15 protein-coding genes are annotated in these 15890 nt (G+C 50.1%); 11 read left to right on the forward strand and 4 right to left on the reverse strand.

Features of this window, described 5'->3' with window-relative positions; all coding sequences use genetic code 11:
* Positions 1-10 precede the first annotated feature (10 nt).
* The gene (locus tag ABEQ74_RS13095) at positions 11-757 is read right to left on the reverse strand and encodes an ABC transporter permease (RefSeq protein WP_430122615.1); all 747 of its coding nucleotides are present in this window, start codon (positions 755-757) and stop codon (positions 11-13) included.
* 2 nt (positions 758-759) lie between these two features.
* Positions 760-1683, reverse strand: a complete 924-nt coding sequence (locus ABEQ74_RS13100; protein WP_430122616.1) for an ATP-binding cassette domain-containing protein — start codon at positions 1681-1683, stop codon at positions 760-762.
* Positions 1684-2062: 379 nt separating this feature from the next.
* On the opposite strand from ABEQ74_RS13100, the gene ABEQ74_RS13105 reads away from it, so the two are divergent.
* The 8 genes from ABEQ74_RS13105 to ABEQ74_RS13140 all read left to right on the forward strand — a co-directional run bounded on the left by ABEQ74_RS13105 (position 2063) and on the right by ABEQ74_RS13140 (position 10173).
* Positions 2063-3013, forward strand: a complete 951-nt coding sequence (locus ABEQ74_RS13105) for an ROK family glucokinase (RefSeq protein WP_053490595.1) — start codon at positions 2063-2065, stop codon at positions 3011-3013.
* Between the two features lie 53 nt (positions 3014-3066).
* Complete coding sequence (gene rapZ / locus ABEQ74_RS13110) at positions 3067-3975, forward strand: RNase adapter RapZ (RefSeq protein ID WP_430122617.1); 909 nt, start codon at positions 3067-3069, stop codon at positions 3973-3975.
* A 57-nt stretch (positions 3976-4032) separates the two neighbouring features.
* Positions 4033-4974 (forward strand): gluconeogenesis factor YvcK family protein, encoded by a 942-nt coding sequence (locus tag ABEQ74_RS13115; RefSeq protein WP_430122665.1) that lies wholly within the window; start codon positions 4033-4035, stop codon positions 4972-4974.
* 5 nt (positions 4975-4979) lie between these two features.
* On the forward strand, positions 4980-5909 hold the full coding sequence (gene whiA / locus ABEQ74_RS13120) for a DNA-binding protein WhiA (protein WP_430122618.1): 930 nt from the start codon (positions 4980-4982) through the stop codon (positions 5907-5909).
* A gap of 101 nt (positions 5910-6010) precedes the next feature.
* On the forward strand, positions 6011-6280 hold the full coding sequence (locus ABEQ74_RS13125; RefSeq protein ID WP_006207570.1) for an HPr family phosphocarrier protein: 270 nt from the start codon (positions 6011-6013) through the stop codon (positions 6278-6280).
* Positions 6281-6515: 235 nt separating this feature from the next.
* Positions 6516-8315, forward strand: a complete 1800-nt coding sequence (locus ABEQ74_RS13130) for an ABC transporter ATP-binding protein (RefSeq protein ID WP_430122619.1) — start codon at positions 6516-6518, stop codon at positions 8313-8315.
* A gap of 35 nt (positions 8316-8350) precedes the next feature.
* Positions 8351-9031 (forward strand): response regulator transcription factor, encoded by a 681-nt coding sequence (locus tag ABEQ74_RS13135; RefSeq protein WP_430122620.1) that lies wholly within the window; start codon positions 8351-8353, stop codon positions 9029-9031.
* Positions 9031-10173, forward strand: a complete 1143-nt coding sequence (locus ABEQ74_RS13140) for a sensor histidine kinase (protein ID WP_430122621.1) — start codon at positions 9031-9033, stop codon at positions 10171-10173. Before ABEQ74_RS13135 ends, ABEQ74_RS13140 begins: the two co-directional genes overlap by 1 nt.
* 294 nt (positions 10174-10467) lie before the next feature.
* Here the strand turns inward: ABEQ74_RS13140 and ABEQ74_RS13145 are convergent, their stop codons facing one another.
* The gene (locus ABEQ74_RS13145) at positions 10468-11196 is read right to left on the reverse strand and encodes an amino acid ABC transporter ATP-binding protein (RefSeq protein ID WP_430122622.1); all 729 of its coding nucleotides are present in this window, start codon (positions 11194-11196) and stop codon (positions 10468-10470) included.
* On the reverse strand, positions 11189-12577 hold the full coding sequence (locus ABEQ74_RS13150; RefSeq protein ID WP_430122666.1) for an amino acid ABC transporter substrate-binding protein/permease: 1389 nt from the start codon (positions 12575-12577) through the stop codon (positions 11189-11191). Before ABEQ74_RS13150 ends, ABEQ74_RS13145 begins: the two co-directional genes overlap by 8 nt.
* 322 nt (positions 12578-12899) lie before the next feature.
* Between ABEQ74_RS13150 and ABEQ74_RS13155 the strand changes: the two genes are divergently transcribed.
* From ABEQ74_RS13155 to ABEQ74_RS13165, 3 genes are all read left to right on the forward strand, one after another.
* Complete coding sequence (locus tag ABEQ74_RS13155) at positions 12900-13661, forward strand: SIMPL domain-containing protein (RefSeq protein ID WP_430122623.1); 762 nt, start codon at positions 12900-12902, stop codon at positions 13659-13661.
* Between the two features lie 406 nt (positions 13662-14067).
* Positions 14068-15036: an ABC transporter ATP-binding protein gene (locus ABEQ74_RS13160; protein WP_430122667.1), complete on the forward strand. Its 969-nt coding sequence runs from the start codon at positions 14068-14070 to the stop codon at positions 15034-15036.
* Positions 15033-15881, forward strand: a complete 849-nt coding sequence (locus ABEQ74_RS13165) for an ABC transporter permease (RefSeq protein WP_430122624.1) — start codon at positions 15033-15035, stop codon at positions 15879-15881. Before ABEQ74_RS13160 ends, ABEQ74_RS13165 begins: the two co-directional genes overlap by 4 nt.
* The last annotated feature ends 9 nt before the right edge of the window (positions 15882-15890 follow it).

Consider the following 15890-nt stretch of genomic DNA (forward strand, 5'->3'; position numbering starts at 1 on the left):
TCCTATCTCCTTAATCGGCTTGTTGTTTTTTCCGAATATAGGTGGATAGTAACATAAATACTGTCAAATATCCCGCTAAAACAAGGAAATTATTCAAAGCTGGCGCTTCTCCACGCACGATTGACCAGGCACCCCCGCCAAAATGGTAGGAGGGCATCCATTTGCCGATGGACTGCATGAAGGAAGGCATCGCTTCGATCGGGAACCACATCCCGCCCGTAATGGCCAGCCCTAAGTAGATGCCGTTGCTGACACCGCTTGCTGTATCCACACGTTTCATGGACCCGATCAAGGTACCGATCGCAAGGAATGGAACGGAAGCGATCAGAATCCATAGACCGCTGAGCAGCCATTGTCCGATAGTAAGGGAGACTCCGTTAATCAGATAGCCGGCAACGAAAATGACGATGATACAGAGCAGATGCATAACCGTTTGCACAAACATTTTTCCGAAGAAATACACGCTGCCCGGAAGCGGCGTCACCCGCATGTATACCGCCCAGCCTTGAACTCGCTCCTGAACGAGGCGAATACCGAGCGACATGATGGCCGTGCCCATAACGCTGAAGGATGCCATCGACATGAGATAATGAGCTTGCCATTGTCCGGCATCGTCCGCCCCTGTATTCACGACTCGGGTAAAGATGAAATAGAATAGAATCGGCATGGCCAGTGACCAGAAAATATAATACGGATTACGCACCATCCGGAGCAATTCCATTTTGCATTGTAAGGTGATCAGTTTCCAAGTTGACATGATTAGACGGCCTCCCCTTGTTCCATCGTTAATTGGTCAAATGCTTCGTCCAGGCTTCCTTGATCTATGCGAACGTCGTGTACGGCCAGTCCAGCCCGGAACAAGGCTGCCAGCGCCGTGTCTGTATCGTCGGTTACTGCATTTAATCGGCCGCCCTGCTCATACACATCGGTTACGCCGGGTACTTCATAAAGAAGTTCCTTGACCTGCTGCTGGTCTGCATCTACGACAAAGGAAATCGACTTTCGGGTCAGCTTCGCCTTGATTTCCTCAGGCGTACCATCTGCCGTTACCTGCCCTTGATGGAACAGGAGAATGCGGTCAGCCATATCATCGGCCTCTTGCAGATAATGCGTGGTGAACAGAATGCTTTTCCCCTGATCGGCAAGCTGGCGCACAGTCTTCCAGAACTGCCTGCGTGCCGTCGTATCCAGACCAACCGTCGGTTCATCGAAGAACAAGAGCTCAGGATTACCCGCAATGGCAAGCGCGAAGCTTAGCTTTCGCTTTTGACCTCCGGACATTTTGACCGCCCATTTATTCAGTTCTTCATTGGTAAGTCCGCTTAAGGTCGCAATTTCCTCCAGTGTAAGCGGGTTCGGATAATAGCCCCGGATAAAATTGATAATCTCACGTGTCCGTAGTCCATCCATAACACTGACTTCCTGCAGCATGGCTCCGATCTTCTCACGGACCTTCAAGTCCTGCGGGCTTCGGCCAAACAGGAGGACCTCGCCTTCACTGGCGTCCTTCAGACCGAGCAGCATGGAGATGGCGGTTGATTTACCTGCCCCGTTGGGTCCGAGGATGGCTGTGATTGATCCTTTTTCTATCGTAAATGACACTTGGTTTACGGCTTTTTTGCTACCGAACATCTTGGTTACCTGCCGCAGCTCCGCAACAGGTTCGTGAATGGACTTTGCCATGGTATCGCACCTTTCCTAATCGAAAATTAACTGTCTTCATCTTACGAAAGCCAAGGAATATCCGTTAGTAAAGGTTGTCATCAATTCGAGGTGACTTTTGTCATGTGTGAGAAAGAGAGCATAAATGTGGGAGGAGGCAAGGGATGTTGGCCTTTTAGTAATTAGAGAATTACAGTTTGCAGGAACAACATAGAGGCCTGTTATCTGATGGATTATGATGCAGCGTATCGTATTTCATTGTCTGAATAAAAGATCTCCGCTACGATGGGGGAAGGCTTTTGTACCCCGGCGCCTTCTCTTGACCAGAGCAAGGCCTTGAATTATAGTGGGTACAGTAGGAGCAATCTATAATATAAGAAGGAAAAAGGTGGCTTGAAACATGTCTGAGAACATCTACGTCGGTGTCGATCTAGGCGGAACCGCAATTAAAGTTGGGATTTGCAACGAGGAAGGGCATCTTCTGCAGAAGTATGAGGGGCCGACGGAAACTGCCAAGGGCGTTGACACGGTTATTGACAACATTGAGAAATATGTGCGTCATATTGTAGAGGAATCGCCATACAGCTGGGATCAACTTGCGGGTGTGGGAGCTGGATTTGCCGGTTTCACGAATATTCGTGAAGGCATCATCATTTTGGCACCGAATGTAGGCTTTAAGGATGTACCGATTCGCGCATTGCTTGAAGAGCGTCTCGGCAAGCCCGTCAAAATAGACAATGACGCCAACGTCGCTGCGCTGGGCGAAGCCTGGAGCGGTGCAGGCCGCGGCGTGGAGAATTGCGTATGCTACACGCTCGGAACTGGCGTGGGCGGCGGAATTATTATTAACGGCAAGATTTATCAAGGTTTCGGCGGCATGGCTGGCGAGCTTGGACATATCTCGGTTGTGCCGGATTTGGAAGCGATTCAATGTGGTTGCGGAGAAATGGGCTGCTTGGAAACAGTATCATCGGCTACGGGCATTATCCGTATGGCGAAGGATGCCGTTGGCCGTGGAGACCGCACTTCCCTCGCGCATGTAGAGAATATTGCGGCGAAGGAAGTATTTGATGCTGCAAAAGCTGGTGATGAGGTTGCCATTCGCATCGTGAATCGTGCTGCCTATTATTTGGGCAAATCGATGGCAGCTGTTGCAGCTGTACTGAATCCGGAAACCTTTATCGTTGGCGGTGGTGTATCCAAAGCAGGCGATATTCTGTTCGATGAAATCCGCACCGTGTTTGCGAAGCTAACACCAGAACCGCTTCAGCGGGGCGTACGCATCGTACCGGCTGAGCTCGGCAACGATGCTGGCGTCGTAGGTGCTGCCGGACTGCATTTGCGTTCGTAATCATTATTCATTTTACTTCGTCTGATCTAAACTTTTAAAGGGAGGGAAAGCTGATGCTGGAAGCAGCCGATCGAGGCAGCAACACATCATCCATGGCCACCCTGATCATCATTACCGGGATGTCGGGAGCAGGAAAGACCTTGGCCGTACAAAGTCTGGAGGATCTTGGATTCTTTTGCGTGGATAACCTGCCCCCGGTACTTATTCCCAAATTCGCGGAGCTGATCGATCAATCCAAGGGGAAGATCGGCAAGGTTGCATTGGTCATCGACCTGCGTGGCCGCGAATTTTTTACCGCGTTATCCGAGTCGCTGAATTATATTAAGGATCATTTCACGATCCATTGCGAAATTCTGTTTCTGGATGCGACGGATTCCGTGCTCGTTCAGCGCTACAAGGAGAGCCGCCGCCGTCATCCGCTCGCTCCGGAAGGCATGCCGCTTGATGGAATCCGCTTGGAGCGGAAAATGCTGGAGGAGCTGAAGAATTCAGCTACCCAGGTGATCGATACCACTAACATGAAGCCTGTGCGCTTGAAGGAGAAGATTATTTCACGCTTCACGCATTTGGAGACCAGTACGCTGTCGGTGAATATTACATCCTTCGGATTTAAATATGGAATCCCGATTGATGCGGATCTGGTATTTGATGTACGCTTTCTGCCTAATCCGCACTATGTTGAGCAGCTGCGGCCCAATACAGGCCAAGACAGTGATGTATATGAATATGTGATGAAATGGCCGGAGACTCAGGCTTTTCTGACCAAACTGCTCGATATGCTGCATTTCTTGATCCCGCAATATCGGAAGGAAGGCAAGAGTCAGGTCATTATTGGCATTGGCTGTACCGGTGGGAAACACCGCTCTGTGGCGATTGCGGAATACCTTGGCAAAATGCTGGGTGCCAGCGAAACGGAAGCCGTATCGGTGAGCCACCGCGATTCTGAACGGGATCGGCATTAATTAGAGGAAGTGATAAATGTGGCTGTGCAAGCTAGAAAGCGTCCCCGCATCGTCGTGATGGGTGGGGGAACCGGGTTGTCTGTTTTGCTACGGGGACTCAAGGAAAAGCCACTCGATATTACGGCCATCGTCACTGTTGCTGATGATGGGGGAAGCTCCGGCATCCTGCGTAACGAATTACAAATGCCGCCTCCGGGCGATATCCGAAACGTACTTACAGCACTCGCCGATGTAGAGCCGCTGTTGTCTGATATATTGAAGTACCGTTTTAAGAATGGCTCGGGACTGGCCGGGCACAGCCTCGGCAATTTGATCTTGGCTGCCATGACGGATTTGCACGGTGATTTTGTCACGGCAGTCAAGGAGATGAGCCGGGTTTTTGTTGTTCGCGGGCAGGTTCTGCCTGCAGCGGGAGAGGCGGTTATCCTGCATGCGGAAATGGAAGACGGCACGATTGTGACCGGTGAATCCAAAATTCCGGAGGCCGGCCTCCGCATCAAACGCATATTTCTGGAGCCTGAGCATGTCGAGCCGCTGCCGGAAGCGCTGGAAGCCATTCAGCAGGCGGATGCCATACTGATCGGTCCGGGAAGCTTGTACACCAGTATTTTGCCTAATTTGCTGGTTCCCAAGCTTGCTGACGCTATCGTAGCCTCGAACGCAATCAAAATGTTTGTGTGCAATGTGATGACACAGCCTGGGGAAACCGATAACTATACAGTAAGCGATCATTTGCAGGCGGTTTACGACCATATTGGTCTGCATCTGTTCGATTACGTTATTGTGAATGACGGAGAGATCCCGCCGCAGGTTCAGAGCAAGTATGCTGAGAAGGGAGCAAAACCTGTGCTTCTGGATCGGGATGAGGTCACCAGCAGAGGGTATAAACTTATAGCCGATAAGCTTGTGCTATTTAGAACATACTTAAGGCATGATGCCGATAAGCTGAGCAATCATATTTTTCAATTGGTACAAGATTGGATTTCCAGAAAGGGGTGAGTACCTTGTCCTTTGCGGCACAGACGAAGAAAGAACTGACGATGGTTGAGAGCCAGAGCTGCTGTGAAAAAGCTGAGCTGTCCGCGCTCATTCGAATGAACGGCTCTGTTCAGCTTTCGAACAAAAAGGTAATCCTGGATATTTCGACGGAAAATGCCGCGATTGCAAGACGTATTTATTCCTTAATTAAGAAGCATTTCCAGGCGCATACCGAACTTTTGGTGCGTAAAAAAATGCGTTTGAAGAAGAATAACGTATATATCGTCCGTATTCCCGCCCAAGTTCAGGAGATACTTAAGGAGCTGCGCATTGTTTCTGAAGGCTTCTTGTTTCAATCGCGCATCGACGAGCAGATCGTCCGCAAAAACTGCTGTAAACGGGCATATCTTCGCGGTGCCTTCATGGCAGGCGGTTCCGTGAACAATCCGGAGGGCTCTTCCTACCACCTGGAGATTGCCTCCATGTATGAGGAGCATTGTCAGTCTCTGGTGGAACTGGCGAATGAATTTCATCTGAATGCACGCTGCATCGAGCGGAAGAAGGGTTTCATCTTCTACATCAAGGAAGGCGAGAAGATCATCGAATTCCTTAATCTGATCGGTGCCCATCAGGCATTGTTTAAGTTCGAGGATGTCCGGATCATGCGCGATATGCGCAACTCGGTCAACCGGATCGTGAACTGCGAGACCGCTAACTTAAACAAAACGATTGGCGCGGCCGTCCGTCAGATTGAGAACATCAAGCTGCTTCAGAAGGAAATGGGCCTTGAGAATTTGCCTGATAAACTGCGGGAAGTGGCAGAGATCCGCTTGGCTCATCCGGACATGAACCTGAAGGAAGTCGGCGAACTGCTCAAAGGGACCGTCAGTAAATCAGGGGTCAATCACCGACTTCGCAAAATCGATGAATTGGCTGAAAAGATTCGAAATGCCTAAGTTTTTTTCTTCTAGTGTCCTGTATGGTAAAATGGTATAATATTATAAAATGTCAATCGCGCTTTCAATGCAGCAGATTTATTAGATAGGGGGTAATTTTCATGACAAAGCACCCGGTAGTCGTTCGGTTAAAGACGGGTCTTCACGCTAGACCGGCCGCGCTGTTCGTTCAGGAAGCGAATAAATACTCATCTGAAATTTTTGTCGAGAAAGATGATAAAAAAGTAAACGCCAAAAGTATCATGGGAATCATGAGTCTTGCCATTAGCTCTGGCACGGAGGTTTACATCAGTGCCGAGGGAGCTGACGCTGAGCAAGCGGTTACTTCTCTCGTAAACCTGGTAAGCAAAGAGGAACTGGAGAACCAATAAAGGCAGCCTTCTAAGAAAAGTCTTGTGATTGCAAGGCTTTTTTTACTATAAGGCCTCTTGGGTCTTTCGCTTGAGACATGGTACATAAATAGTTGACGATAGAGAGAGGGGGAGAAATCCGCCTCTTTTTTTGGTTGTTCTCCTAACAGTAAGCCGTCGTTTAACTTCAGTTTAACTTGCTGGTTTATTCTTACCTTACATACAATAAAAAAGTGATGGAAGGGAAGAGAGAACGATGAGTACAACAGACCATGCTTCTATAGAGGTTATGCGGCAGGAAGAAACGGCCCGGAGCAAGAAAGCAGGCTCCCAGGCCTTCCTCCGATTATTAAAAGAAACCAAACCTCCCATGCTGCTATTGATTGGTGCTATCCTTCTGAATGTGATCTCCACGCTGGTGGGGCTCGTCATTCCGATGTTTACAAAAAGCTTGGTTGACGGATTCTCCTTGACGGATATGAATACTACCCATATCGTCGGCCTCGGAATTGCATTTGTGGTACAGACGATTGCTGCGGGAATCTCGATCTTCCTGCTGAGCTATACGGGACAAAAGATGGTAGCTGCTCTTAGGGACCGGCTGTGGAAAAAGCTGCTTGCGCTGCCGATCCGCTATTTCGATCATCATCGTTCGGGGGAATCGGTCAGTCGGATGACGAATGATACAGGAGTGATAAAAAGTCTCATATCGGATCATGTGGCCGGATTCTTCAGCGGGATCATCTCGATTGTCGGTTCCGTGGGCGTGCTGCTGTATCTAAACTGGCAAATGACTTTGACGATGTTTATCGTCATCCCGATAGCAGCGTTGATTCTTGTGCCGCTTGGCAGAAAGATGTATAAAATATCGCTGGGAATGCAGGACGAGACAGCTTCGTTTACGGCGAATATCAGTCAGGTGCTGTCGGAGATTCGCTTGGTTAAGGCTTCAAATGCCGAGAATAGAGAATATGAGAACGGGAACAGGGGCATTACCAACCTGCTGAGATTCGGCATCAAGGAAGGCGTGGTATCCGCCTGGATCGCGCCGCTGATGTCTTTTGTGCTGATGATGCTGCTAGTGGTGGTGATCGGGTATGGTGGACTGCAGGTCTCTACAGGAGCACTGACCGCCGGTGAGTTGGTTGCGTTTATCCTGTACCTGATTCAGATTGTCATGCCGATGACGCAGTTAACGACATTTTTCACCCAGCTGCAGAAGGCCAAGGGTGCAACAGAGCGTATATTGGAAACACTGGATGCAGAGGAAGAATCGATCATGGCCGGTAACGAGGTGGCGAATGCCAATCAGCGCCTGTCCATTGAGAATCTATCGTTTGGATACAAACCGGATGAGCTCGTGCTGCATGATATCAGTTTTCAGATGGAGCCGGGGACGGTCACGGCGGTTGTTGGACCGAGCGGTGGAGGGAAAACGACGCTGTTCTCCATGCTGGAGCGCTTCTATCTGCCGCAAAAGGGACAGATTCGCTTGGGTAATACGTCGATCGACACCTTCTCTTTACGTTCCTGGAGGGGATTAATCGGATATGTATCCCAGGAAAGCCCTATGATTGCGGGAACGATTCGTGACAACTTATGTTATGGGATGGATCGGGAAGTGAGTGATGAGGAGATCCGAAGAGCAGCTGAAATGGCGTATGCGGATGGATTCATTGATGAGCTGCCGAAAGGCTTTGATACGGATGTGGGTGAACGGGGCGTGAAGCTGTCAGGCGGCCAGCGGCAGCGGATTGCCATTGCCAGAGCCCTGCTGCGGGATCCGAAGATCCTGATGCTGGACGAAGCTACCTCCAGTCTGGACAGCCGTTCCGAGATTGAAGTGCAGAAGGCGCTCAAGAATCTCATGGCTGGGCGGACGACCATGATTATTGCGCACCGATTATCCACGGTGGTGGGGGCCGATCAGATTATCTTCATTGAAAAAGGAACGGTCACCGGACGTGGAACGCATGCGGAATTGGTAGAACAGCATGAGATGTATCGGGAATTTGCGAGGCAGCAGCTGCAAATGAATGATGGAGTGGAGGCCTAAGAGCCTCAAGAAGCTTGGAAGATAGGAGGACCGTCATGGCAAAAATATTGGTAGTGGACGATGACCCGAACATCCGCGAACTCGTGAAGGTATTCCTGGAGGAAGCCGGGATGGAGGAAGTGCTTGAAGCCTCAGACGGTGTCGAGGCCCTGTCGGTAATGGATCAGACTTCCGTCGATCTTGTCGTGATGGATATTATGATGCCGAACATGGACGGTTGGGAGTTGTGCCGGGAGATTCGGAAGGATACCGGCATCCCGGTGCTGATGCTGACCGCTAAAGGGGAGACAAGGCAGATCGTGAAGGGCTTTGAGCTGGGCACCGATGATTATCTGGTAAAGCCCTTCGAGCCAGCGGAGCTGGTTGTACGTGTTAAAGCGCTGCTTAAACGATATCAGGTCGCCGCCTCGCAGACCGTGACGATCGGCAAGCTGCAGATGAACCGGAGAACCTATGAAGTCAAAGCGGGGCAGGAAGTCCATACGCTGCCACTCAAGGAGTTCGAGCTGCTCTTCAAGCTGGCCAGTTATCCGGGGAGCACATTATTACGCGACCGGTTGATCGAAGAGATATGGGGTTATGACTTTGAAGGGAATGAACGGACGCTGGATGTCCATGTGAATCGGCTGCGGGAACGGTTCCCGGAGGAGAAATATCGGTTTCGCATTCGGACGGTACGCGGTCTTGGCTATCGCCTGGAGGCAGGCGATAGCTGATGAAGAAGACACTCAAAATCCTGTGGAGGATCATTCGTGAAATTCTACAGACGATCCTCGTGTTCGGACTCTTGGCAGGATCATGGACGGCGGGGACTTATATAACACGCTATGTTTATACCTGGACGGGTACTCCGCCGTGGGACTATGTCCTTCAGCTCATCGACCTGTTTGTGGGCATTATTATCTTCTTCCTATGTATGCTGGTTGTGGGACTGTTCTTCAAGCATCGCCAAATGGCCATGCTGAATTCCATTACGGGAGCCATGCGCCGAATCTCCAGGGGGGACTTCAGTGTGAAGATGGATGAACATGAATGGCGCGGGGAATTCAAAATGATTGCCAGCAGCATCAACGATATGGCCGGGGAGTTGGGACGAATGGAGACGATGCGTCAGGACTTCATCTCCAACGTCTCCCATGAAATTCAGTCCCCGCTCACCTCGATTCGGGGGTTCGCCCGGGCACTTCGCAATCCCCGCCTGACGGAGGAGAAGAGGGCTCGTTACCTGGAGATTATTGAAGGAGAGGGCCGACGCTTATCCCAGCTGAGTGACAATCTGTTGAAGCTGTCATCCCTGGAGGGAGAGCAACCCGTATTCGAAGTGATGCGTTACCGGCTGGATGTACAGCTGCGAACGATCGTATTGGCGAATGAACCACAGTGGCTGGCGAAGCGGATTCAGGTAGAGCTGGACCTCGCTGAAGTAGAGATTGAGGCTACGGAGGATCTATTGAACCAGGTGTGGTCCAATCTGTTACACAATAGTATCAAGTTTACACCGGAGGAAGGCGTGATCTCCATTACGCTGCAGGCAGAGGAGGAAGAAGCCAAGGTCACGATAACGGATACCGGGGTAGGCATGTCGGAATCGGACCAGCTGCATGTATTCGAGCGGTTCTACAAAGCGGATAAATCGCGTAACCGCGCTGACGGTGGCAGCGGACTGGGATTATCTATTGCCAAGCGGATTGTGGACATTCATCGCGGAAAAATTTCGGTCCAGTCGGAGCTGGGGAAGGGTTCAACCTTTACGGTGACGCTACCTTGCACGCGCTCCTTGAAACGAAGCCAAACGGGAGATCAGGGTAAAACGGCCAACAGGCCAGCACGACTGAAAGTACCTAAGGCTCATAGCTGAGCGCTCCCAGGGCTAAGCTGAACGATCGCAAGGCTCAAATTGGAGAGAATGGGTGGACAGCTCTTCGAACATGTCCTGAATTACGCAACGAGCGTACAGGAAGAAAAGGAAAATGATGTATAAACGGAGAAATACAGATCATTATGTCAACAGAACGAAGTGCAGCACGATAAAAGGAGGATATGCTTCTGAGCATATCCTCCTTTATTTGAAGTCATAACGCGTCGTAGTCCGTTCGTTTTCTATGAAAGTTACTGGTATTTAAAAATGCTAATAACAGCTCTCTTAGGGTCGTTAAAGTACCTTCTCCAAAAAGCTGATGGTCCGCTCATGCTCTGGGTTGCCGAACACCTTCTCCGGCGGTCCCTCCTCCACGATATACCCGCCGTCCATGAAGATCACCCGATCTGCCACTTCACGCGCGAAGCCCATCTCGTGCGTCACGATGATCATGGTCATCCCCTCGCTGGCCAGATACTTCATGACACCGAGTACTTCACCGACCATCTCGGGGTCCAGCGCCGAGGTCGGCTCGTCGAACAGCATGATGTCGGGATTCATCGCCAGCGCGCGCGCAATGGCCACGCGCTGCTTCTGACCGCCCGACAGCTGGCTTGGGAAGGCATCCGCTTTGTCGGAGAGATCCACCCGCTCCAGCAGCTTCAGCGCCGATGCACGGGCCTCGGATGCATTCTGCTTGCCCAGCTCAACCGGGGCAAATGTAATGTTCTTCAGCACATTGAAATGGGGGAACAGATTGAAATGCTGAAATACCATGCCGACATTCTCGCGTGCCTTGTTGATATCCGTTGAAGGATCGTTGATATTCTGATCATGAATATACACCTTACCTGCCGTGATGTCTTCCAGCCGGTTCAGGCAGCGCAGGAAGGTGCTCTTGCCGGAGCCCGAAGGACCAATAACACAGACAACCTCGCCTTCCTCAACCTGCATATCGATACCCTTCAGCACATGATTCGAGCCAAAGCTTTTCTTTAGTCCCTCTACGCGTATTTTAGCCATGACGCACCTTCCTTTCCAGACGGTCTGCAATTTTGGTCAGCATGGTGATGACGATCAGATACATGATCGCCACAGTCAGCCAAATATCAAACGATGCGAATGTTCTTGCGATAATAATCTTCCCGGATTGCGTCAGCTCGACCATGCCGATGACCGACAGGATGGATGTATCTTTGAGCGTAATCACCATTTGGTTAATAAAGGTCGGAATCATGATTTTGATCGCCTGCGGAATAATGATCTTCATCATGGCCTTACGGTAGGGAAGGCCAAGTGAACGGGCAGCTTCCAGCTGTCCAGGATCAATCGACTGGATACCGCCTCGGATAATCTCCGTTACATAAGCACCGGCATTCAAGCTTAGTGTCAGCACGGCTGCCACCAAGGGCGACATCGTGAATCCGAACGCTTGCGGAATCCCGAAATAGATGAAGAAGGCGAGCACAAGCAGCGGAATGCCGCGGAAAATGTCCACAAATACGGTCGCGATGCCCCGAAGCCACTTATTGCGTCCGACCTTCATAAAGCCGAATATTAAACCTATGAAAAATGCAAAAAACAGCGAAACAATCGTCAGCAGCAAGGTTTTTCCAAGACCCTTCAGCAGGTAAGGCAGTGATTCCATGACCAGCCCCAGGCGGCTTTGGTTCGCTGGGGATACAGCATTCTCGCCCACATACTTTTCCTGGATACGGTCAAATTCCCCGCTGTTTCTCAAGTTGACCAGACCGGCATTAAATTTCTGCAGAAGCTCCTGGTTCTGCCCTTTGCTGACAGCAAAACCGTATGAAGCGCCGGGGACCATCTTCGTTACGATCTTCAGTCCATTATTCTGTTTGACGCCATAAGCCAATACGGGATAGTCGTCAAAGCAGGCAACGGAATTGCCTGTCTTCACATCCTCATACATCTGGGCTGAATCATCAAAAGGCACGATGGTAAATCCGTGTTCGGCCGAGATGGATTCCGCGAAGCTGTAACCCTCGGTGCCCGTTTTTACGGCGACTTTCTTACCCCTCAAATCCTCATACCCTTTAATGGACTCCTGATCCTCACGAATGGCCATTACGACACCTGAATTGAAATAGGGATCGGAGAAATCGAATTTCTGTTTGCGTTCGTCCGTGATGCTCATACCTGCGATGACCCCGTCCACCTGACGCGCCTCCAGCGCCTGAACCGCGGCATTGAATCCAAGTGGCTTGATCTCGTACTGGAAGTTCTGATCCTTTGCAATCGCTTCCAGCAGATCCATGTCGATACCGACGAAATTTCCGCTGGCATCCTGGAATTCAAACGGGGCAAACGTCACGTCTGTTCCGATTTGATAAACTTTACCGGAAGCTGGCTCTGCCGCGGCACTTGCCGTTCCATAAGGCATACCTACTGCCATGAGGATCAGCAGGGATAAGAATGCGTATAACACCCGGAATGATTTCATAGTGACCTCCTCTTTTTAACACAGTTGTAAGTTAGTTACCCATGAAGGCTTCCCAATTAAACAGATGTTTTGGGCTTCATGGGCTATCCTATTGTGTGGAAATACGAATCATGCCTAGAAGTGCCAATGACGAGGGCTGATATAAAAGTTAAAGAAAAATGTGTAAACGCTCTATCCACCATGCAACATTTACCAACCGCTTCACGTTAGAAGGGTAAGGCAAGCATGGCAATGATGCCAATATCGAAGGAGGACGATTACAATGAAGAGATGGGTCAAACAAGTAGGTTCTGTGATGATTGCGGGTGCACTGTTAACTGGCGGTACGACATGGGTAGGGTTGAGCGGAGCAACCGAGGTACATGCAGCGGAGGCAGCACAGCAGAATCTTCTTACCGTAATGGGTAAAGGCGAGATTTCGGTAAAGCCGGATATCGTATATCTGTCCATTGGGGCAGAGTCGTATGCGGAAACCGCTAGATCTGCGCAGAAGAGCAATGCCCAGAAGATCGACAAGATTACCAAGCTGCTCAAAGAGACTTGGAAGATTGATGAGAAAGATATTAAAACCGAGCAATTCTATGTACAGCCCAACTATACGTACTCCGATGATAATGGACGCAAAGTGAAAAATTATTCTGCGTATCATTCACTGGAAGTTACTCTTCGTGATCTGAGCAAGGTTGGCGATCTGCTTGATGCTGCCTCCGATGTCGGTGCTAACTCCATTGGCAATGCCCGTTTCTCGATAGAGAACCGTGATGCATTTGAAGCACAAGTAATTGATAAAGCAGTGGCGAATGCAAATCTGAAGGCGCAAGCGATGGCGAAGGCCTCCAATCGATCGCTCGGCATCGTGCTGAATATCGTGGAGGGTTCGGTTAGTGTAAATAACATCTATGGGCTTGAAAGCTTGCAATCGAAAGCAGAGGTAGCCTTTGACGCCGCGAGTGCCAACACCTCTGTAAAGCCGGGTGAGGTCAAGCTCTCGACACAATTATATGTACAATATGAGTTGAAGTAATAGCATGCTTGATTAACGTGGAAGAAAACCGTTCATCCGGGTCGTTGCCGGGCGGACGGTTTTTTGATGTTTTCCTTTCGGAAATCGGAATGCCATAATTCGGAGATATATCCGAAGCTTCCCCTGTCTAAATACATAGAAAAGTGTTGTGTATGGGGGGAAAACGAGGTATAGTGAATATGCGAAAAAATGAACTTATATTCTGACCATTAAAGCCATACCCATGGATATGGCTTTTTTTTCTTAGTAGAGATTATTAGATGCTTTCCTCTTAAGAAACGGATTCTACCTTCTATGCAACAATAGGCGGTATAACCGTTTCTTCTTAGTGAAGAACATTTTTGTGCATACTATCGAGCATGAAGATAAGCGTGAATGAAGCTGCATTTTGTTGAGAAAGGGGTTGATGCATGTGATTGAACTTGTCCAAATCGAGAAGCACTTTCAAGGACAAGCGGTCGTGCATCCGCTATCGCTATCTATAAACGAGGGAGAATTCTTAACATTGCTAGGGCCCAGCGGCTGCGGCAAAACAACCATTCTCCGCATGATAGCAGGATTCGAACAGCCGACCGAAGGTCAGGTATGGTTGGCGGGTCAGAATGTGACGGAAGTGCCTGCGAATAAGCGGGATTTGAATCTGGTATTCCAACACTATGCTCTGTTTCCGCATATGACCGTAGAAGATAATATTGCCTTCGGATTAAAAATGAAAAAAATGCCGCGCCAGCTCATTAAGGAGCGCGTGGACGAGGCCGTAACCATGACCCAGCTGACCGCCCTGCGGGATCGCTTCCCGCATCAATTGTCCGGCGGACAGCAGCAGCGTGTGGCCATCGCCCGCGCCATTGCGAACAAGCCTAAGGTGCTGCTGCTGGATGAACCGCTGGGTGCGCTCGATTTACAGCTGCGTAAAAATCTGCAATCCGAGCTCAAGCATTTGCAGCGGACGCTCGGGATTACGTTTGTTTACGTCACGCACGATCAAGAGGAAGCCATGATGCTCTCCGACCGGATCGTCATTATGAACCATGGACGGGTAGAGCAGATCGGTACGCCGCGCGAGATTTATGCAAAGCCGCAAACGCTGTTTGCCGCTACTTTTGTAGGGGAGAATAACGTCTTTAACTCGCCTGAAGGTCTCTTTGCCGTACGGCCTGAGAAGCTGATTCCGCTGCGCGAGGGTGGCAAGAAGAGCGGCGTGATTGAGGATGTGCAGTATCTGGGCAGTGTTCACAAGCTGCTGGTTCAACTGGATAATGAACCGATGAAGGTGACGATTGCCCTGGATATTTCGGATGACCATCCATGGGAGGTTGGTGAACGGGTCGGGGTGGACTGGAACCATAAGGATGAGGTGATCATCGGACCATGAGGAAATCAAGATTCCTGCTGACTCCGGTGCTGCTGTGGCTATTCCTGTTCCTGATCATTCCGATGCTGATTGTGATCGGCATTTCCTTTCTCTCGCGGGATTCGCTTGGGAAAATCGTGTTTTCCTTCAGTTTGGAAGGATATAAAACCTTTTTTGATCCATTATATTTAGGCATCTATTGGGATACCTTGGTATTATCGCTGCTGACAACGGTGATTTGCTTATTGGTCAGCTATCCCCTGGCGTACTATATAGCCAATGCTTCTCCGCGTATCCAGACCTGGGGATTGATTCTGATCACGGTCCCATTCTGGATTAACTTTTTGATCCGAACCTATGCCTGGGTTCTGCTGCTGCGAACGCAAGGCGTTGTGAACAGTCTGCTGCAATGGATGGGATGGATCGATGAGCCGATTCAGATGCTCTATACGTACGGCGCTGTACTGCTCGGCATGGTGTATAACTTCATCCCGTTCATGGTGCTGCCGATTTACGTAGCTCTGGAGCAGATGGACAAGCGTCTCTTGGATGCGGCCAGCGATCTGGGCGCTTCCAGATGGAAGGCATTCCGGCATATTACCTTGCCGCAGAGCAAATCGGGCATTATGACTGGCGCTGTGCTAGTCTATGTCTCAACTTCAGGAATGTTTGTTGTTACGGATATTCTGGGCGGCGCGAAGTCTTCCATGATCAGTAATGTTATTCAGCAGCAGTTCCAAGGTGCGCGCAACTGGCCTTTTGGAGCGGCGCTGTCTGTGATATTCGTCGCCACGTCTTTGGTGCTGATCCTGCTCTTTAACCGGGCGATGCAAGCCCGCCATCAACGCGTAGGGGAGGGAAGATAAGTGAAGAAG

The sequence above is a fragment of the Paenibacillus solani genome (genome assembly GCF_050475945.1).
GTDB lineage: Bacteria > Bacillota > Bacilli > Paenibacillales > Paenibacillaceae > Paenibacillus_AQ > Paenibacillus_AQ solani_A.